Raw genomic sequence first — 17,787 nt, 5'->3', positions numbered from 1 at the left:
GATGAGAGCTGTGATGAGAAGGGGATCCCTGACCGCCGCACCGCATGTTCCGGTGTCGGCCTTCGGTGGGCCCGCCGTCCGGCACGCCCCGTCCCGGCTCCGGCCCCGCGGGCCCGACCGCGTCCGGCGACGGCGACATGGCGGTGCCGCCCGCCGGACCGCGATCCGGCGCCCCCGCCCGCGGGGACGTCCCCCCGCAGCGCAACCAGCAGCCACCCGGCCCCGGCGGCGACCGCCGCTCGCCCGCCCCGGGCATAGGGGCGGTCGGCGCGGGTGCGCCGGCTCCCGCCGGGCCGACCGGGCCCGGACGGTCCGGCCCGCCCGTTCCCGGCCACCCCGGCGCCGGTGACCTCGGCATCCCCGTGGACTCCGGACCCCGCGCCCCCGGCGGCGCACAGGCACCCGGAGGCACACAGGGCCCCGGCGCGCCCCAGGGCCCCGACCACGTCTCCGGCGACACCCTGGTCAGCGGCTTCCCCGCGGTCCCGCCGGCCGAGGGCTCCCCGTTCCCGGGCTCGCCCTTCCCCGGATCGGCCTTCCCGGGCACCCCGTTCCCCGGCTCGCCGGACGCGGACGACGCCGCCGGCTCCGCTCCGGAGCCTGCCGCGGCCCCCGCCCGGCCGGCCAGGAAGGGCCGCTCCAAGCTCGTCCTGGCGGGCGCCGGCGTGGTCGGCCTGGTCTGCGTCGCGTACGGCGCGGGCCTGCTGCTCGACCACGCGGACGTGCCGAACGGCACCAGCGTCCTCGGCGTGGACATCGGCGGCATGTCCAAGGAGGCGGCCGTGCAGAAGCTCGACGCCGAGCTGGACGGCCGGACCGAGGCGCCGCTGGTCGTCACCGTCGACGGCACGGAGCGCCCGCTCAAGCCCGCCACGGCCGGGCTCACCCTCGACACCGAGACGACCGTCGGCAACGCCGCCGGACGGGACTACAACCCCGTCTCGGTGATCGGTTCGCTCTTCGGCGGGGCCCGGGAGGCCGAGCCGAAGATCGTGGTCGACGAGGAGAAGCTCACGGCCGCCCTGCGGCAGGTCTCCGGTGAGACCGCCGGCCTCCAGGACGGCGGCATCAAGTTCTCCGGGGGCAAGGCCGTCGCCGTGCCGGGCCGGACGCACCGCGCGCTGGACGTCGACAAGTCCGTGCGGGCCGTCGAGGACGCCTTCCGGCAGCGGGCCGCGACGGGCCGCAGCGGCGCCGTCGAACTCCCGGTCGGCATGCGGAAGCCCAGCATCGACCGGGCCGAGATCGCCCGCGCGAAGAAGGAATTCGCCGATCCCGCCATGTCCGGCCTGGTCACCGTCCAGACCGACGCCGCGCACAAGATCGCGTTCAGCCCGGAGAACTCCCTGCCGAAGTTCGTGGAGATGCAGCCGATCAACGGCCGGCTCGTCGACACCTACGACCTCAAGGCGCTCCAGAAGCTGTACGGAGGCACCTTCGACGGCGTGCTCGTCCAGCGCGGCAACGGCCAGAAGACCCCCGTCACCCCGCAGGACGTGATCGGGGCGCTGCGGCAGGCGCTGCGCGAGACCAGCCCCGCGAAGCGCGTTGCCGTGATCGAGACGAACGCGCGGTAGCCGTACGTCCGCCTCGGGCGGACCGGCCGCACCCCGGGCCACCGCGTCGGCGCCGCGCCCCGCGGGCGGGCCGGGCCGTCGGCCGGGCCGCCCCCGGCGGCGCCACGGCTGCCCGGGTGGCCGGCGCCGCGCCCCGGGCCCGCGCCCGGCGGATCAGCCGACGAAGCCCCCTGCCCGGTCTCCGGACAGGGGGCTCGTCGCGTCCGCACTCGGCGTGGACGGTCAGTTCAGCTTGGCCCGGGCCGCCAGCGCCTCGTGCCGGGCCGACTCCGCCGCGTCCGGATCCACCGGCGCGACGATCTCCGCCCAGTCCTCCAGCTCCGCCGCGCCCACCCGGAAGTCGCCGCGCTCCACCAGCAGCCGGGCACGCTCGTAGCGCAGCCGCGCCGGGTGGCTGGGCAGCAGCAGCGACAGCTCCACCGCCCACAGCTGCACGGCCGACTGCTCCGGCCGCGCCGCCGCCCAGGCGCGGATGTTGTTGAGGATCCGCAGCACGATCTCCAGCGGCTCGGCGGGGGAGAGCATCGACGGCGCCAGGGGCTCCCCGGTCGCCCCGGTCACCAGCAGCTCCGCGTCCTCGCCGGTCAGCACCCGGCCCCCGGCGAACGGGTCCACCAGGATCCGGGCGTCCCGCTCGCCGAAGCCGACCACGAAGTGCCCCGGCAGCCCCACGCCGTAGACCGGTGCGCCCGCCCGGCGGGCCACCTCGATCCACACCACCGACAGCAGGATCGGCAGACCGCGCCGCCGCCGCAGGACATGCGTCAGCAGGGAGGAATCCAGCCGCCGGTAGTCCGCGGGGGTGCCGTGGAAGCCGTGGCGCTCGCCCAGCAGGTCGGCGACCGCCTGTGCCCAGCCCCGCGCGCCGCCGACCGGCCGGTAGGGCAGCAGCCCGGCCAGCCGGTCCAGCTCGATCTGTGCCGCGTCGATCCCCGCCTCGCCCAGCTCCGGCTCCGCCTCGGCGGCCACCAGCAGGCACAGCAGGGCGAGATCGGGCCGCTCGGAGCGGGCGGCCTCCGCGAACCGCTGCCGCCGGGCGGTGGTGTCGTGCCGGTCCGCCTCGTGCCCGCTCACCGGGGGCCGCCCTCCGGCGCCCGCCAGTGCTGGTAGGTGTGGTGCGTGCGGAAGCCCAGGCCGTCGTAGAGCGCCCGGGCCCCGTCGTTCTCCGCCTCCACCTGGAGATACGCCGCGGACGCCCCCTCGTCCAGTGCCCGGCGGGCGAGCGCGGTCATCACCGCCGAGGCCAGCCCCTGCCGCCGCAGCTCCGGGGCCACCTCCACGGCGGCGAAGCCGGCCCAGCGCCCGTCGACCGCGCACCGCCCGATCGCGGCCGGCGGCGCGCCCTCCGCCCCGGGAACGGTCGCGAAATGCACGGACGGCCCGCCCTGCAGCACCGCCAGAGCCTCCGGCGTCGGCCGGGCGGACCGCTGGTAGCGGCTGAGCCAGGCGTCGTCGACGGTGCGGGACAGCCGCACCGCGGCCGAGGGCTCCGCGTCGGCGAGCCGGGCGAGCGGCGCCGTACGGATCAGCGCGGACACCTCCCGGACCCAGCCCCGGGCCGCCAGCTCCGCGGCCAGCTCCTCCTGCGCCCCGGGCACCCCGGTGCTCAGCTGCACGTACGCGGTCCCGCCGCGGGCGGCGTACCAGTCGGTGACCCGGCGCAGCGCCGCGTCCAGCGGCATCCCGGGGTCGCCGAGCGCCAGCACCGAGTTGGCCCGCCGGGTGAACCCCGCGGCCCGGCGAAGCTCCCACTCCCCGAGCCGCTCGCTCTCCACCGGCGGCCAGGCGCGGGCTGCGGTCCGGGTGAGCTCCTGCCAGGTCGCGGCCGGGCCCCGGTGGCGGGCCGGTCCGGCCTCGCCCGCCCGTACGGCTCCGCGCCGCGCGGGCGTCGCGGGCACGACCTTCCCCGCGACGAGGCCGGCCTCCGCGATCCGCACCGTCTCCCCGGTGCGGCGTGTGATGCACAGCACTCCGCCCTCCCAGGAGTCGAGCACGCCGACGGTGTCCGTAAACCTCCCGCCGCCGATCCCGGAACCGGTTCCGGGATCCGCAAGGCGTCGTACGGATACGCGTTTGCCCACGTCAGCGGCGGTGATGGAGACTGCCGGTCGTCCGCCAGTGGTGAATTCCACAGCTAGGTCCGCCCCTCCTGTTCGTCTCGTGCCCGGGAACGGAGATACTAGGTGGCGGGCATCGACGACGCCGCGCTCCCGCGCGCCACGCGGCGGAGCCGCATCCGGTACGCCGCCCCTATCGAGGAGGAACGACAGCGTGACCTACGTCATCGCGCAGCCTTGTGTCGACGTCAAGGACAAGGCGTGTATCGAGGAGTGCCCGGTCGACTGCATTTACGAGGGCTCCCGGTCCTTGTACATCCACCCGGACGAGTGCGTCGACTGTGGTGCCTGTGAGCCGGTCTGCCCGGTCGAGGCGATCTTCTACGAGGATGACACTCCGGAGGAGTGGAAGGACTACTACAAGGCGAACGTCGAGTTCTTCGACGAGCTCGGCTCGCCCGGCGGTGCGTCGAAGCTCGGCCTGATCGAGCGCGACCACCCCTTCATCGCAGGGCTGCCGCCGCAGAACCAGTAGGTCCGACGGCGGTCACCCGCGTCGCCTCGGTCCCGCACGGAAGATCGTTTCCGTGCGGGACCGAAGCACGTGGCGACACAGCACGCGTGACCCGAAGACCCCCCGCGCGACGAGGAAAGAGAGCACCGTGTCCGCAGTCTCCGCCCGGCTCCCCGTCTTCCCCTGGGACCGGCTCGAGCCGTTCAAGGCGACCGCCGCCGCCCACCCGGACGGCATCGTGGACCTCTCCGTGGGCACGCCGGTCGATCCGGTGCCGGAGCTGATCCGCGGCGCGCTGCGGGACGCCGCGGACAGCCCGGGCTATCCGACGGTGTGGGGCACCCCGGCGCTGCGGGACGCGCTCACCGGCTGGTGCGCGCGGCGGCTCGGCGCGACGGGCCTGGAGCACACCAACGTGCTGCCGGTCGTCGGCTCCAAGGAGCTCGTCGCCTGGCTCCCGACGCAGCTCGGCCTCGGCGACGGCGACCGCGTCGCCTTCCCGCGCCTGGCCTACCCCACCTACGAGGTCGGCGCCCGGCTCGCCGGAGCCGAGCCGGTCGTCTACGACCGTCCGGAAGATCTCGACCCCCGCGGCCTGCGGCTGCTCTGGCTGAACTCGCCGTCGAACCCCACCGGCCGGGTGCTGGACCGGGACGAACTCCGTGCCACCGTGGCCTGGGCCCGGGAGCACGGCGTGCTGATCTTCAGCGACGAGTGCTACCTGGAGCTGGGCTGGGAGGCCGACCCGGTCTCGGTGCTGCACCCGGACATCTGCGGCGGCTCGTACGAGGGCATCGTCGCCGTGCACTCGCTCTCCAAGCGCTCCAACCTGGCGGGCTACCGCGCGGCGTTCCTCGCCGGGGACCCGGCGGTGCTCGGGGAATTGCTCACCATCCGCAAGCACGGCGGCATGATCGTCCCGGCGCCGGTGCAGGCCGCCACGGTCGCGGCGCTCGGCGACGACGCGCATGTGGCGGAGCAGCGGGAGCGGTACGCGGCCCGCCGCTCGGCGCTGCGCGGCGCGCTGGAGGCGAGCGGCTTCCGGATCGAGCACAGCGAGGCCAGCCTCTACCTGTGGGCGACGCGGGACGAGCCCTGCTGGGACACCGTCGGGGACCTCTCCAGGCGCGGCGTCCTCGTCGCGCCGGGCGACTTCTACGGCCCGGCGGGGGACCGGTACGTGCGGGTCGCCTTCACCGCGACCGACGAGCGGGTCGCGGAGGCCGTGCGCCGGCTCGGCTGACCCGCGGGCCCGGTGCCGCCGTCGGCGGCACGCGGACACGCCGAGGGGCCCGGGGAGCGATCTCCCCGGGCCCCTCGCTGCTTCGGACGGCCGGACGTCAGCGGACCGACTTGTACGACGGCAGCTTGTGGCCGTTCGGCAGCGCGTGCGCGCTCCCGGTGCCCTTCGCCGCGGACCGGGCGGTGTCACCGATCAGGCGGCCGGTGGTGCTCGCGGTCTCGCCGGCGGCCTTCCGCGCGGCCGGGGTGGCGGCCTTGCCGACCTTGCTCACGGTGCCGGCGGCCTTCGGCACGGCCTGCTTCACGGTCTTGCTGCCGGTGGCACCGGCCTGCTTGCCGACGGCCTTGGAGGTCTTGTCGACGGTCTTTCCGACGTTGGCGGTCTTTCCGAGGTTGGCGGTCTTTCCGAGGTTGGCGCCGTCGAGCGAGCCCACCCCGCCGAGGTTGGACGTGCTCGGCAGGTCCGCAGCGCTCGCCGTACCGGCCGCGCCGACGAGGGGAGCGGCGCCCGCTGCGACCAGCAGCGCGGCTCGGGCGATCCGACGCGTGAGGGGGAGGGACATTGTGCTCCTTCGACGGGGAGTTGCTTCAGCTTCTGACGATGTGCCTGTCCGCCGGGCGGACGCAGTGACTACCGCGTGAAGCCCGCGAAGGTTGCGGCGAACACGGGTAAAGAATTGGTAATGCGTCGCATTATCCGCCCCGGCGGAATGCGGACGAAAAGGGGCTTCCGGCGGCGCCTGCCGAACCGTCACTTCGCTTGATGCGCAGGGAATTCGAAGGAGTGGGAAGCGGTTCAGCCGAGGCGCCGGCGCCGACCCCGAAAGGGCGGCGCTCTACCGCTATGGAGTGCCCGCTCGTACTAACGCGCGACGGTGATGAGCACCGTGTCGGAGCCCCCGGAGGAGCCCGGCACGGACCGTCCGTCGGTCTTCCGCCACCCCTGCCCGGAACTCCCGGAGCTCCACACCCGGCCCGCGTAGGAGACCTGCGCGACGCGCAGCTCGGTGGCGTGGGCCACCGCCCAGTGCGCCACCTCCCAGCCCCGCCGGCCGGTGCCGTCCCCCACCGCCGCCGTGACCGGGACCGCGACCACCGAGCGGGCGCCGCCCGCGGCGCGCTGCTTCCGGCCCGCCTCCCGGCCGGGCAGGACCTCCGGGCCGAACTCGCGCACCAGCTGCGCCCGGACCCCGGCCGGATCCCCCGGCCGGCCGTCGGCGGGGGGTGTCCTGCAGCTGAAGGCGCCCGGCATCCGGCCGGTCAGCGCGGCGGCCAGCAGCGACGCGTTCGGCTCGTGTTTCGCGTACGCCTGCGGGAAACCGCTGCGCTGCACCCGCTGCGCCGCCACGGTCAGCGGAAGACGTGAATAGCCGGGGACTTTCACCAGATGTTCATAGAACTTCCCGGCCGAGTAGACCGGGTCCCGGATCTGCCGCCCATTGCCCCAGCCCTGCGACGGCCGTTGCTGGAACAGCCCGACGGAATCCCGGTCGCCGTAGTCGATGTTCCGCAGCCCCGATTCCTGCATCGCGGTGGCGAGCGCGATGGTGATGGCGCGCTCCGACAGCCCGCGGGCGGATCCCACGGCCTCGATGGTGGCGGCGTTCACCGCCTGTTCGGGCTCCAGCTCGTACCCGTCGTCGCCGTCGCGCCCGGGAACCCGCACGGTGCACTGCGGTGCCCCCGGCCCGGTCGCCGAGAAGTGCACGGCCAGGTAGCCGGCCAGCGCCAGCAGCACGGCGCAGGCCGCACCGATCCGCAGAAGGCGGCCACGGCGGGCGGGGGAGGTCGGCTGGGACACGGGCCCACGGTACCGGCCGGAAAGGCGGGGCGCTGTGACGGACCGGACGGGCCAGGGCCACGGGCGTACTCGGCCCGGTGCGGCGAGAGGGCGTGCACGGCGTCGCGGAGCGGACGGGAGTGTGACGACAGGGCCCGGGACGCCCCGGGCCGGACGGCGGACAGGGCGCCTGCCGCTCCGGAGCCATGGCCTAGGGTCGGCTGCATGGATCACCCGAGACTCGATCTGTCCCTGGACGCCGCCGCCCTCACGGCCCGCCTCGTCGACTTCCGGTCCGAGAGCGGTGACGAGACGGCGCTGGCCGACGCCGTCGAGGAGGCGCTGCGCGCGCTGCCGCACCTCACCGTCGACCGCGACGGGGACGCGGTCGTGGCGCGGACGGACCTGGGCCGCTCCCAGCGGGTGGTCCTCGCCGGTCACATCGACACTGTGCCGATCGCCGACAACGTCCCCTCGCGGCTCGACGCGGACGGCGTGCTGTGGGGCTGCGGCACCTCGGACATGAAGTCCGGCGTCGCCGTCCAGCTGCGCATCGCCGCCACGGTGCCCGAGCCCGCCTGCGACCTCACGTTCGTCTTCTACGACCACGAGGAGGTCGCCGCCGAGCTCAACGGGCTCAAGCGGCTCGCCGAGAAGCACCCCGAGTGGCTGGCGGGAGACTTCGCCGTGCTGCTGGAGCCCACCGACGCCAAGGTCGAGGGCGGCTGCCAGGGCACCCTCCGGGTGCGGGTCGCGACCACCGGGCGGCGTGCCCACTCCGCGCGCAGCTGGCTCGGTGAGAACGCCATCCACAAGGCCGCCCCCGTCCTGGCCCGCCTCGCCTCCTACGAGCCGCGGCAGGTCGACATCGACGGCCTCGTCTACCGCGAGGGTCTCAACGCCGTGCGGATCGAGGGCGGGCACGCGGGCAACGTCATCCCCGACGCCTGTGCGGTGACGGTGAACTTCCGCTTCGCCCCGGACCGCAGCGAGGCGGAGGCCCTGGCCCACGTCCGCGGGGTCTTCGAGGGCTTCGACGTGGAGCTCACCGACTCCGCCCCCGGGGCGCTGCCCGGGCTCTCCCACCCGGCCGCGACGGCGTTCGTCGAGGCCATCGGCACCGAGCCCGCCCCGAAGGACGCCTGGACCGATGTGGCCCGCTTCTCGGTGCTCGGGGTCCCCGCGGTGAACTACGGGCCGGGCGACCCCAAGCTCGCGCACACCCGTGAGGAGCACGTCGCCGTCGCCGCCGTCCTGGAGGCGGAGGAGAAGCTCCGGGCCTGGCTGTCGGCCTGAGTTCCCCGGCCCGTAACCCCCGGGGGCCTACGCTGAACTGCAACGATTCCTCCCCGGTGCACAGTGGGGAGGACAGGCGGAGGGAGCACACGGTGGACAACGCCGAACCAGAGGGCACTCCGGGCACTCCGGGCGCCCCGGGGGAGAAGCGGCTCGGACCGGTTCTGCGCCGCCGTCACCAGGTGCAGCCGAGCACCACCGACCAGCGGCTGCTGGACTCGCCGCAGGGCGAGACGGACTGGGTCCACATGGACCCGTGGCGGGTCCTGCGCATCCAGTCCGAATTCGTGGAGGGCTTCGGAACCCTCGCCGAACTCGGGCCCGCGGTCAGCGTCTTCGGCTCGGCCCGCACACCTCCCGGCACCCCCGAGTACGAGACCGGGGTGCGCATCGGACGGGCGCTCGCGGACGCCGGGTTCGCGGTGATCACCGGTGGCGGACCCGGCGCGATGGAGGCGGCCAACCGGGGCGCCTGCGAGGCCGGCGGGGTCTCCGTCGGCCTGGGCATCGAGCTGCCCTTCGAGCAGGGGCTGAACCAGTACGTCGACATCGGCGTGAACTTCCGCTACTTCTTCGTCCGCAAGACGATGTTCGTGAAGTACGCGCGGGGGTTCGTGGTGCTGCCCGGCGGCCTGGGCACCCTGGACGAGCTGTTCGAGGCGCTCACCCTGGTCCAGACCCGCAAGGTGACCCGCTTCCCGATCGTGCTGTTCGGCAGCGACTACTGGCAGGGCCTGGTCGACTGGCTGCGGAACACCCTGATCGCCCAGGGCAAGGCGGCCCTGCGGGATCTGGAGCTGTTCCACATCACCGACGACGTGGACGAGGCGGTCGCCCTGGTGAGCAAGGAGATCTCCACCGGCGCGGCCGGTGAGTGGCCCGTGGAGGCGCGGCCCCCGGAGTAGCGGGTGCGGGCGCCCGTCCGGTCCGGGTGCGGGCCGCCCGTCCGGCCCGGGTCTCGGGCCCGGGCGGCAGCGGCCCCCGGCGGCAGCGGCCCCCGGCGGCAGCGGCCGCCGGGTGCAGGGCACCCTTCCGTCGTCGTCGGCGGCGGCTCGGACGCGGACCGAGCCGCCGGCGACGGGCGCGACAGCCCCACCGGCGGGAGCCCGGGAGCGCCAGCTACGCGAGCCCGCGGCGGGCCACCGCCGGGGGCCGGTGCCCCGCGATCGAGGCCACCATGTCCAGCACCTGCTTCGTCTCGGCGACCTCGTGCACCCGGTACACCTGCGCGCCCAGCCAGGCGGAGACCGCGGTCGTCGCCAGGGTGCCGATCAGCCGCTCCTTGACCGGGCGGTCCAGGGTCTCGCCGACGAAGTCCTTGTTGGACAGCGAGACCAGGACCGGCCAGCCGGTGTCCGTCATCTCGCCGAGCCGGCGGGTCGCCTCCAGCGAGTGCCGGGTGCTCTTCCCGAAGTCGTGGCCCGGGTCGATCAGCACCGCGTCCCGCCGGACACCGAGGGCGACGGCGCGCTCCGCCAGGCCCACCGTGACGCGGAGGATGTCCGCCATCACGTCGTCGTAGGTGGTCCGGTGCGGGCGGGTGCGCGGTTCGGCGCCGCCCGCGTGGGTGCAGACCAGTCCGGCGCCGTGGCGGGCCGCGACCTCGGCGAGCCGGGGGTCGACCCCGCCCCACGCGTCGTTCAGCAGATCCGCGCCCGCCGCGCAGACCGCCTCGCCGACCTCGTGCCGCCAGGTGTCCACGCTGATCACCACGTCCGGGTGGCGGCGGCGCACCTCGGCCACGAAGCCCACCGTGCGCCGGACCTCCTCCTCGGCGGTGACCTCCGCGCCGGGGCCGGCCTTGACGCCGCCGATGTCGATGATCGCGGCGCCTTCGGAGACGGCCTGTTCGACCCGGGCGAGCGCGGGCTCGTCGTGGAACGTCGACCCCTGGTCGTAGAAGGAGTCCGGGGTCCGGTTCACGATCGCCATGATCACCGGCTCGTGCTCCCCGAACTCACGCGTCCCCAGCCGCAGCACCACGCGTAACCTCCTCGGGCCGTCCGGCGGACGGCAGGGCCGCCCCGCTGCGCGGGGGGCATCGACCTACGGCCGCACCGGTCCGGCGGCGGGCCCGCAGCGACCCTAACGCCTGCCGGACGGCACGGCCGCCGGGCCGGACGGAGCCGCGCGGGCCCGAGCGGAGGGGACGGTTCCCCGCATGTGGGGCATCGGGCGGCGGCGCGCCCGGCGCGCGGGCGGGCGTGGCACGATCGTGGTCTACAGATCGGCACAGGTTCGTACGGCCCCGGGAGATCGTCGTGTTCTGGTTCCTGCTCGTCGCGCTGGTCGTGGTGGTCGCCGCGGTCACGCTCGTCGTCGTCGGCGGTGACGACGGCGTCGCGCTGCCGGAGGCGCAGCCGGACCGGCTCCACGACCCGCTGCCCGCGGACCGTCCGGTCGCCCGAGCCGACGTCGACCGGCTGCGCCTGCCGGTGCAGGTGCGCGGGTACCGGATGACGGACGTCGACGACGTGCTCGGCCGGCTCGGCGCGGAGATCGCCGAACGCGACGCCCGGATCGCCGAGCTGGAAGCGGCCCTCGCGGGTGCGCAGGCCACGGCGATGGGGCGGGCGTCCGCGGCGGAGGAGCCCGGCACGGACGGCCCGCGCGGCGAGCAGCCCGGCGAGCCCGGGCCGCGTTCATGAGCGCCGCGGCGGGCGCCGTAGCGGGGCCGGACGGCCGGCTGCGCTGCCCGTGGGGCCTGTCCGCCGAGGACTACGTCGCCTATCACGACACCGAGTGGGGCCGCCCGCTCCACGGTGACCAGGCGCTGTTCGAGCGGCTGTGCCTGGAGGCCTTCCAGTCGGGCCTGTCCTGGCTGACGATCCTGCGCCGCCGGGAGGGCTTCCGGTCCGCCTTCCGGGACTTCTCGGTCCCCGCGGTGGCCGCCTTCACCGCGGCGGACGTGGAACGGCTGCTCGCCGACACCGGGATCATCCGCAACCGCGCCAAGATCGAGGCCGCGGTGAACAACGCCCGGGTCATCGCCTCACTGGCCGACGGCGAGCTGGACGCCCTGATCTGGTCCTATGCGCCGGACCCCGCCGGCCGCCCGGTGCCCCGCACCCTGGCCGACGTCCCGGCGGTCACCCCGGAGTCGACCGCGCTGGCCAAGGACCTCAAGAAGCGGGGATTCCGCTTCGTCGGTCCCACCACGGCCTACGCGCTGATGCAGGCCTGCGGGCTGGTCGACGACCACCTGGCGGACTGCTTCGCGCGGGGCGGCGGCACGGCCTGAACGCCGTGGGTCCGCTGAGCACCAGCGGCCGTGCCGACGGGTCCCGGCGCCCGGTGGGCCCTGACGCCCGGCGGGTCCCGCGCCCGGTGGGACCCGCCGCCCGGCGGCCTACCGGCCGAGGAAGGTCGGCTTCTCCTTCTTCACGAAGGCCTCCACCGCGATGCTGTGGTCCTCGGACGCGCCCGCGCGGACCTGGAGTTCGTCCTCCTTGGCGAGGGTGCTCTCCAGATCGTGCGCCGCGCCGTGCGCGAGGGACGCCTTGATCGCCGCGTAGGCGGCGGTCGGGCCCTCGGCGAGCCGGCGCGCGACGGCCTCCGCCTCGGCGGCGAGGTCGGCGGCGGGGACGACCTTGTTGGCGATGCCCAGCTCCTGCGCCTCCTGCGCGCTGACGTTCCGGGGGAAGAACAGCAGGTCGGCGGCGCGCCCGTGGCCGATCAGCCGGGGCAGCGTCCAGGAGACCCCCGAGTCGGCGGTCAGCGCGACCCCGGCGAAGGAGGTGTTGAAGGCCGCGGTGTCCGCGACCACCCGGTAGTCCGCGGCGAAGGCGAAGCCCGCGCCCGCTCCCGCCGCCACTCCGTTGACCCCCGCCACCACGGGCTTCGGCATGCCGGCGATCGCCGTGACGATGGGGTTGTAGTGCTCCCGGACGGTGGTCATCGTGCTGCCGCTGCCCCGCTCGCGGTCCTCGGCCAGCAGTCCGATGTGCTCCTTGAGGTCCTGGCCGACGCAGAACGCGCGCCCGCTTCCGATGAGCAGGACGGCCCGCACCGCGGGGTCGTCCGCGGCCTGGCGCAGGCTGTCCCGCAGCGCGACCTTGGTCTCGGTGTTGAGCGCGTTCATGGCATCGGGACGATTCAGAGTGATCGTCGCGAGGCCGTCGGTCACCTCGTGCAGCACGGCGTCCGCCATTGCAGGGTCCCCTCCGTCGGGTGGCTCGGTCGGTCGGTCGGGAACAGCATGGCGGAGATCGTCCGCCCCGGCACCGGCGCCGGGTGTGACCTGCGTCCAACTCTTCGGTGTCCCGCTCGGGCAGAGGATCGCGCAGTATCGCAGGCTGATCGCCGAATTGGGTGGTTTTGCGGGAGCGCGTTGCAGAAGGTATGCCGACCGATGTTGGTCATCGGGTCCTGCCATGCGGGATAATGGCCTGGAAGCAATGTGTTCGATGCCGGTGACCCTGCCATGTCATGGTGCCGTCGGCTGACGATGAGCTGGTTTCAGGAAGGGGAACGAGCATGGCGGCCATGAAGCCGCGGACGGGCGATGGCCCGCTCGAGGTGACCAAGGAGGGGCGGGGCATCGTCATGCGCGTTCCGCTCGAAGGCGGCGGTCGTCTCGTCGTCGAGCTGACACCGGACGAGGCCGACGCGCTCGGCGACGCGCTGAAGAAGGTCGTCGGCTGAGGCGCGGGCCACAGCTCTTTTCGCACTGCCCCGGCGAGGGCCGCGCACACCGCGGCCCGCACGCCGGGGCAGTGCCGTGTGCGGGCACGGGTGAGCGGCGGCGCTTCGGGTTTCCGGAGGGGTGTGTCCCCGGCCGGGCGCCCGGTGGGGGAGCGGGGTCAGCGCTTGACGGCGCAGAGGAGCCCGTCGCCCACCGGCAGCAGCGAGGGCAGCAGGACGGTGCTCTCCCGGACGGCGCGCAGGAGTTCCCGCAGGCGCTGGACCTCGGTGGGCGGAGTGGAGGAGTCCACGGTCCGGCCGTCCGCGAAGACGCCTTCGAAGATCACCAGCCCGCCCGGTCTGAGCAGGCGCAACGATTCGGCGAGGTAGTCCAGGCACTCCGTCCGGTCGCCGTCGCAGAACACCAGGTCGTATCCGCCGTCGGCCAGGCGGGGCAGGACGTCGAGCGCACGGCCGGGGATGAACCGGGCGCGGTTCCCGGCGAAGCCGGCGGCGCGGAAGGCCTGGCGCGCGAACTGCTGGCGCTCCGGTTCGAGGTCGACGGTGGTCAGCACGCCGTCGGGGCGCATGCCGTGGAGCAGGTGGATCCCGGAGACGCCGGTCCCGGTGCCGATCTCGGCGACGGCCTTGGCATCCGCCGCGGCGGCGAGCAGGCGCAGTGCCGCACCGGTGCCGGACGACACCGAGCGCAGCCCTGCTTCCTCGGCCCGGTCGCGGGCCCAGTGCAGCGCCTCGTCCTCGGCGACGAACGCATCGGCGAACGCCCAGCTCGTCTGGCGGTTGCCGGTAATGGCCCTCTCCTGTCCCCGTAGTCGACGCAACGGTGACTGTATCCGTTGCCCCGGGAACCCGCTGATGGGACCGGGCGTTACGGGGAAGGGGGACGGGGAAGGGAAGCGGCGCCACGATGCCTAAAATGCGGGTCAAAGATCCTTATCCGGAGCTAACGGGCGAGGTGGATATGGTAGGGGCTCTACTGGACACCACCAGAGCCGACAGGGGAGGTGCGGCTGCGGCCGGTGACCGGAGAGTGCTCAGGCGCTTTCGCAGGTCGGCCGGCGAGCCGAAATCCGTGACCGACACCGCTGACCGTTCCCGCGCCACCGCCGCCTCCGCGCCGACCGCGACCTTCTCCAGCACTGCGTCTTTCGGCGACGAGGCGGACGCCACGGCGTGGACTCCCCCCACCTGGGAGGAGATCGTCAGCACCCACAGCGCACGGGTCTACCGTCTCGCCTACCGTCTGACGGGCAACCAGCACGACGCCGAGGATCTCACCCAGGAGGTCTTCGTCCGCGTCTTCCGTTCGCTGTCCACCTACACGCCCGGCACCTTCGAGGGCTGGCTGCACCGGATCACCACCAACCTCTTCCTGGACATGGTCCGCCGCCGGCAGCGCATCCGGTTCGACGCCCTGGGTGACGACGCCGCCGAGCGGCTGCCCAGCCGGGAGCCCTCCCCCCAACAGCACTTCCACGACAGCCACTTCGACGCCGATGTGCAGCAGGCGCTGGACACCCTCGCGCCGGAGTTCCGCGCTGCGGTGGTGCTCTGTGACATCGAGGGGCTGTCGTACGAGGAGATCGCGGCCACGCTGGGCGTCAAGCTCGGCACGGTCCGCAGCCGTATCCACCGCGGCCGGTCCCATCTCCGCAAGGCGCTCAAGCACCGGGCGCCCGCACCCCGCGGCGAGCGGTCGGTTCCGCTGGCCGCCGCTGTCCCGGCCATCGCAGGAGAGGGCGGGAGGGCGTGACCGGATCCGGTGGTGCGAGCCATGCAGAGCAGCACCTGGGCGACCGTCTCGCCGCGCTGGTCGACGGCGAGCTCGGACACGACGCGCGTGAGCGGGTGCTGGCACACCTGGCGACCTGCTGCACCTGCAAGGCCGAGGCCGACGCCCAGCGGAAGCTGAAGAGCTTCTTCGCCGAGACGGCGGAGCCGACCCCTTCGGAGGGGCTGCTCGCGCGGCTCCAGGGGCTGCCCGGAGGCGATCCTGGCCGGGAGGGCGCGCCCTTCGGCTCCGGGAACGGCTTCGGGGACGGCGTCTTCGGCATGTCCCCGGAACAGTTCGCCTATGGCCCGGCGGGCGCCCACCGCGGGCCGGACCGGTCCGGCTTCCGCATCCATGACGTCGAGCGGTCCGCCTCGCGGGGCCGCCGGTTCGCGTTCGCCGCTGCCGGGGCGGTGTCCCTGGCCGCCTTCGCGCTCGGTGGCGCGCTGCCGTTCGAGGGGCCGGGCGAGACTCCGTCGGCGCGCGGCGACGGCGCGGTGAAGCCGGTCCGCACGGCTCCGACGCGGAGCGGGGCGGCGGCGGGCGGCGCCGAGGGGCTGCTGGTCGCGTCGGCCCCGGGTGGCCAGCGCGTTCCGCTCACCGTGCCCGGCTGGGCCCGTCGGCCCTCCTCCCCCCTGCCGGCCCCCGAGCCGTCGGGCCCGCTGTTCCCGTACGCCTCGCCGGTGCTGACGGCGCCCGCGGTGCTCAGCCCCCTGATACGTCCGGCGGCTCCGGTGCGGCAGGACATCGCGCAGGGCGGGAAGCTGCTCAGCGGCGCTCCGGCCCCGTCGCCGTCCCCCTCCTCGTCCTCGGACCGGTCCGAGCCGGTCGTCGCCGCCACGGCCCCCGAGGCGCGGGCCTCCGCGGGCCGCTGACGCTCTCCGGCGCGTGACCGCGCTGTCCCGGTCCCCCTGCGCACCACCGCGCGCACCTGGTTGAATCGCTGGCGCGGGGGGAGCGGACCGGGCGGCGCAACGGCCCGAGCCGTGCCGGGCGAGCACTGGGGAGAACATGGACGAGGGGAAGGCCGCCGGGCCCGAGCCGAAGTGGTGGAGCCAGCCCCGGCGGAGCGCCATCGGCCGGCAGGCCGCGGAGGTGGACCACGGCAGCGGGGGCGTTTCCGGGGCGGCCCACGACAGTGGAGGCGTTCCCGGGGCGGACCACGGCAGCGGGGAAGTTCCCGGGGCGGACCACGGCAGTGAGGGCCTTGCCGGGGCGGACCCCGGGACCGGGGCGAGCACGGCACCGGCACACCGGGACTCCGTGCCCCCGCAGCCGCAGCCGCAGCCGCAACCGCAGCCGCAATCGCAGTCGGGGCCGCAGTTGCAGCCGCAGTCGCAGCCGCAGCCGGGCCCGGCCGCCGAGGGCGCGATCGGCGCCCCGCAGCCCCGGCACGCCCCGGACCCCTACAGCACCCCGCCCTACGGCCGGCCGGGTCCCTGGGCCCCGGCCCCGCCCGTGCAGCGGCCCGTGACCACTCCGCCGCACGGAACCCCGGCGGCGCCCCCCGCCCCGGGGGCCCACCTCCCGGCCCCTGCGGTCGGCGACCCCGCCGTCGCCGCGCCCCCGGTGCCCCACCAGCCGGGCCCCGCACACCAGCCGGGCCCCGCAGACCAGCAAGGCCCCGCACACCGGCCGGGACCGCAGCACCCGCCCGCCCCGTCGCCGGAAAGCCAGTGGGACCGCTACGACCCGTGGTACGCCGCGCCCGCCCCGGCCGGGCCCGTGACCGCCCGGGACGACGCTCCCCGGCTGTCCTCCCGGCGCGGCGGCATGCTCGTCGGCGCCCTGCTGCTCGCGCTGGTCGCGGGCGGCATCGGCGGCGGCATCGGGGCGTACGTCGAGCGCAACGGCGGCCTCACGGAGGTGGAGCTGCCGCAGGCCCCGGCCGAGGCCGGCGGCCGCGATCCGCACAGCGTCGCCGGGATCGCCGCCACCGCGCTGCCGGGCGTCGTCACCCTGCACGTCGAGGGCGCCGGAGCACAGGGCACCGGCACCGGCTTCGTGCTCGACGGGCGGGGCCACATCCTGACCAACAACCACGTCGTGGAGCCCGCGGGCAAGGACGGCGGGATCTCCGTGACGTTCAGCGGCGGGGAGACGGCCGAGGCCGAACTCGTCGGCCGGGACAGCGGCTACGACCTCGCCGTGGTCCGGGTCAAGGGCGTCTCCGGGCTGAAGCCGCTGAGCCTGGGGAACTCCGACTCGGTGCGGGTGGGCGACCCGGTGGTGGCGATCGGCGCCCCGTTCGACCTGGCGGGCACCGTCACCACCGGCATCATCAGCGCCAAGGAGCGACCCATCACCGCGGGCGGGGAGAAGGGCGACGGCAGCGACATCAGCTATGTCGACGCGCTCCAGACCGACGCCCCGATCAACCCCGGCAACTCCGGCGGACCGCTGGTGGATTCCCGCGGCCGGGTCATCGGCATCAACAGCGCCATCCGCGCCGCCGACGGCGGATCGGGCGCGGACGGCGCCCAGGGCGGCAGCATCGGCCTGGGCTTCGCCATACCGGTCAACCAGGGCAAGCGGGTCGCCGAGGAGCTGATCAACACGGGCGAGGCGACACACCCGGTGATCGGCGTCACCCTGGACCTGGAGTACCGCGGTGACGGTGCCCGTGTCGGGAAGGGGGCCGCGTCGGTGAAGCGCGGCGGCCCCGGCGACCGGGCCGGTATCGAGCCCGGCGACGTGATCACCGAGGTGGACGGCGCCCGGGTGCACAGCGGGGAGGAGCTGATCGTCAAGATCCGCAGCCACCGCCCCGGCGACCGGCTCCGCCTCGGTCTGGAGCGCGACGGCGGCGAGCGCACCCTCCGGCTCACCCTCGGCAGCGCGGGCGGCCGGTGATGCGGTACCGCCCGGGCCGCGGGGCCGGGTACCGTGGACCGGGCCCCGGCCCG

Annotated in this window: 18 protein-coding genes; 11 read left to right on the top strand and 7 right to left on the bottom strand. The window is 74.9% G+C overall.

The features are described 5' to 3' along the window. Nucleotides 1-362 precede the first annotated feature (362 nt). Entirely contained in the window at nucleotides 363-1,577 is a 1,215-nt protein-coding gene (locus ABT112_RS30400; protein ID WP_351514999.1) for a peptidoglycan binding domain-containing protein, read from the top strand. 222 nt (nucleotides 1,578-1,799) lie between these two features. On the opposite strand, the gene ABT112_RS30395 is transcribed toward ABT112_RS30400, so the two are convergent. Both ABT112_RS30395 and ABT112_RS30390 read right to left on the bottom strand, forming a co-directional pair. Then, nucleotides 1,800-2,651, bottom strand: coding sequence for a transglutaminase family protein (locus ABT112_RS30395; RefSeq protein ID WP_351514998.1), 852 nt, complete (start codon nucleotides 2,649-2,651; stop codon nucleotides 1,800-1,802). Then, on the bottom strand, nucleotides 2,648-3,709 hold the full coding sequence (locus ABT112_RS30390; RefSeq protein ID WP_351514997.1) for a GNAT family N-acetyltransferase: 1,062 nt from the start codon (nucleotides 3,707-3,709) through the stop codon (nucleotides 2,648-2,650). Before ABT112_RS30390 ends, ABT112_RS30395 begins: the two co-directional genes overlap by 4 nt. A 139-nt stretch (nucleotides 3,710-3,848) precedes the next feature. Here ABT112_RS30390 and fdxA point away from each other — a divergent pair, with 139 nt between their 5' ends. Continuing rightward, nucleotides 3,849-4,169, top strand: coding sequence for a ferredoxin (gene fdxA / locus ABT112_RS30385; RefSeq protein ID WP_187811607.1), 321 nt, complete (start codon nucleotides 3,849-3,851; stop codon nucleotides 4,167-4,169). 127 nt (nucleotides 4,170-4,296) lie between these two features. Continuing rightward, nucleotides 4,297-5,391: a succinyldiaminopimelate transaminase gene (gene dapC, locus ABT112_RS30380; RefSeq protein WP_351514996.1), complete on the top strand. Its 1,095-nt coding sequence runs from the start codon at nucleotides 4,297-4,299 to the stop codon at nucleotides 5,389-5,391. Between the two features lie 97 nt (nucleotides 5,392-5,488). Here the strand turns inward: dapC and ABT112_RS30375 are convergent, their stop codons facing one another. Together ABT112_RS30375 and ABT112_RS30370 are read right to left on the bottom strand one after the other, a co-directional pair. Then, on the bottom strand, nucleotides 5,489-5,953 hold the full coding sequence (locus ABT112_RS30375) for an ATP-binding protein (protein WP_351514995.1): 465 nt from the start codon (nucleotides 5,951-5,953) through the stop codon (nucleotides 5,489-5,491). A 299-nt stretch (nucleotides 5,954-6,252) separates the two neighbouring features. Further along, the gene (locus ABT112_RS30370) at nucleotides 6,253-7,191 is read right to left on the bottom strand and encodes a VldE C-terminal domain-containing protein (protein WP_351514994.1); all 939 of its coding nucleotides are present in this window, start codon (nucleotides 7,189-7,191) and stop codon (nucleotides 6,253-6,255) included. 204 nt (nucleotides 7,192-7,395) lie between these two features. On the opposite strand from ABT112_RS30370, the gene dapE reads away from it, so the two are divergent. Together dapE and ABT112_RS30360 are read left to right on the top strand one after the other, a co-directional pair. Then, the gene (dapE, locus tag ABT112_RS30365; RefSeq protein ID WP_351514993.1) at nucleotides 7,396-8,466 is read left to right on the top strand and encodes a succinyl-diaminopimelate desuccinylase; all 1,071 of its coding nucleotides are present in this window, start codon (nucleotides 7,396-7,398) and stop codon (nucleotides 8,464-8,466) included. A 92-nt stretch (nucleotides 8,467-8,558) separates the two neighbouring features. Next, nucleotides 8,559-9,371 carry an LOG family protein gene (locus ABT112_RS30360; RefSeq protein ID WP_351514992.1) on the top strand — a complete coding sequence of 271 codons (813 nt, stop codon included), beginning with the start codon at nucleotides 8,559-8,561 and terminating at the stop codon, nucleotides 9,369-9,371. Nucleotides 9,372-9,585: 214 nt separating this feature from the next. Here the strand turns inward: ABT112_RS30360 and folP are convergent, their stop codons facing one another. Continuing rightward, the gene (gene folP, locus ABT112_RS30355) at nucleotides 9,586-10,446 is read right to left on the bottom strand and encodes a dihydropteroate synthase (RefSeq protein ID WP_351515002.1); all 861 of its coding nucleotides are present in this window, start codon (nucleotides 10,444-10,446) and stop codon (nucleotides 9,586-9,588) included. Between the two features lie 281 nt (nucleotides 10,447-10,727). On the opposite strand from folP, the gene ABT112_RS30350 reads away from it, so the two are divergent. Both ABT112_RS30350 and ABT112_RS30345 read left to right on the top strand, forming a co-directional pair. Continuing rightward, the gene (locus tag ABT112_RS30350) at nucleotides 10,728-11,114 is read left to right on the top strand and encodes a hypothetical protein (RefSeq protein WP_351514991.1); all 387 of its coding nucleotides are present in this window, start codon (nucleotides 10,728-10,730) and stop codon (nucleotides 11,112-11,114) included. Then, nucleotides 11,111-11,707, top strand: coding sequence for a DNA-3-methyladenine glycosylase I (locus ABT112_RS30345; RefSeq protein ID WP_351514990.1), 597 nt, complete (start codon nucleotides 11,111-11,113; stop codon nucleotides 11,705-11,707). Before ABT112_RS30350 ends, ABT112_RS30345 begins: the two co-directional genes overlap by 4 nt. 108 nt (nucleotides 11,708-11,815) lie before the next feature. Here ABT112_RS30345 and chcB read toward each other — a convergent pair whose 3' ends face one another. Next, entirely contained in the window at nucleotides 11,816-12,616 is an 801-nt protein-coding gene (chcB, locus tag ABT112_RS30340; RefSeq protein WP_351514989.1) for a 2-cyclohexenylcarbonyl CoA isomerase, read from the bottom strand. 326 nt (nucleotides 12,617-12,942) lie between these two features. On the opposite strand from chcB, the gene ABT112_RS30335 reads away from it, so the two are divergent. Beyond that, complete coding sequence (locus tag ABT112_RS30335; protein WP_003966491.1) at nucleotides 12,943-13,110, top strand: DUF3117 domain-containing protein; 168 nt, start codon at nucleotides 12,943-12,945, stop codon at nucleotides 13,108-13,110. A gap of 158 nt (nucleotides 13,111-13,268) precedes the next feature. Here ABT112_RS30335 and ABT112_RS30330 read toward each other — a convergent pair whose 3' ends face one another. Further along, nucleotides 13,269-13,931 carry an O-methyltransferase gene (locus ABT112_RS30330; protein WP_351514988.1) on the bottom strand — a complete coding sequence of 221 codons (663 nt, stop codon included), beginning with the start codon at nucleotides 13,929-13,931 and terminating at the stop codon, nucleotides 13,269-13,271. Nucleotides 13,932-14,071: 140 nt separating this feature from the next. Between ABT112_RS30330 and sigE the strand changes: the two genes are divergently transcribed. The 3 genes from sigE to ABT112_RS30315 all read left to right on the top strand — a co-directional run bounded on the left by sigE (nucleotide 14,072) and on the right by ABT112_RS30315 (nucleotide 17,734). Next, nucleotides 14,072-14,863, top strand: coding sequence for an RNA polymerase sigma factor SigE (gene sigE, locus ABT112_RS30325; RefSeq protein WP_351514987.1), 792 nt, complete (start codon nucleotides 14,072-14,074; stop codon nucleotides 14,861-14,863). Continuing rightward, the gene (locus ABT112_RS30320; RefSeq protein ID WP_351514986.1) at nucleotides 14,860-15,756 is read left to right on the top strand and encodes an anti-sigma factor family protein; all 897 of its coding nucleotides are present in this window, start codon (nucleotides 14,860-14,862) and stop codon (nucleotides 15,754-15,756) included. The genes sigE and ABT112_RS30320 overlap by 4 nt, the downstream gene beginning before the upstream one ends. A gap of 136 nt (nucleotides 15,757-15,892) precedes the next feature. After that, complete coding sequence (locus tag ABT112_RS30315; RefSeq protein WP_351514985.1) at nucleotides 15,893-17,734, top strand: trypsin-like peptidase domain-containing protein; 1,842 nt, start codon at nucleotides 15,893-15,895, stop codon at nucleotides 17,732-17,734. Nucleotides 17,735-17,787: the final 53 nt, after the last annotated feature.

Source organism: Streptomyces sp. NPDC002055 (genome assembly GCF_040296705.1).
Classification (GTDB): domain Bacteria; phylum Actinomycetota; class Actinomycetes; order Streptomycetales; family Streptomycetaceae; genus Streptomyces.
Note: the sequence above shows the minus strand (reverse complement) of the source record. Positions and strands in the feature narration are given on the sequence as shown.